At 67.7% G+C, this 623-nt stretch carries 1 protein-coding gene; it reads right to left on the bottom strand.

All coding sequences use genetic code 11. The annotated features are described in order from the left end of the window. The coding region (locus tag ABQE44_RS25795) for a condensation domain-containing protein (RefSeq protein ID WP_448432655.1) at positions 1 to 623 on the bottom strand (623 nt) is incomplete at both ends.

Below are 623 nucleotides of genomic sequence, written 5' to 3'. Positions count from 1 at the left end.
CCCGACAACGACAGGGCGTCGGCGGTCATCTGCCATCCGTCGTCGCTCGACGCGCCAAGGCGGCCCAAATAGTTGAATCCGATCGCCGGGTCGGCGCCGCCCAGCTCGGCCCCGGCGTTCAGGTAGCGCAGTAGACCGTAGGTCAGACCGTCGGGCAGCGAACGAAGTTGCTCCTTGGCGTCCTTGAGCACGGCGGCCAGCGCCGCGTCACCGGCCACCACCTGTGCCCATGACAGTCCGCGCATCGTCAGCGACACCGGGTATTTGGCGGTGAACCAGCCGACCGTGCGTGACAGGTCCAGGTCGGCGCCCAGTTCCTCCTGCCGTCCGTGCCCTTCCACATCGATGCCGATCGGCGTGTCGGGCCTGCCCAGGTGTTGCGCCCACGCCAACGCGAACGCGATCAACAAAATGTCTTGGGTGCCGGCGTGAAACGCCGCGGGCACCTCGCCGAGAAGCATGGCGGTGGTTTCGGCGTCCAGCTCCGCGGTGAATCTGCCGGCCGTCCCGTACGTATCGACATCGGGTTGCACCGCGGGCAGCACTGCCGGGGCCGACGCCAGCTGCTTCCAGGAATCGGCCAGCTGCACCACTTCTGGACGGCGGGCGTAATCGGCCAGCAA

The organism is Mycolicibacterium sp. XJ2546, assembly GCF_053483195.1.
Note: the sequence above shows the minus strand (reverse complement) of the source record. Positions and strands in the feature narration are given on the sequence as shown.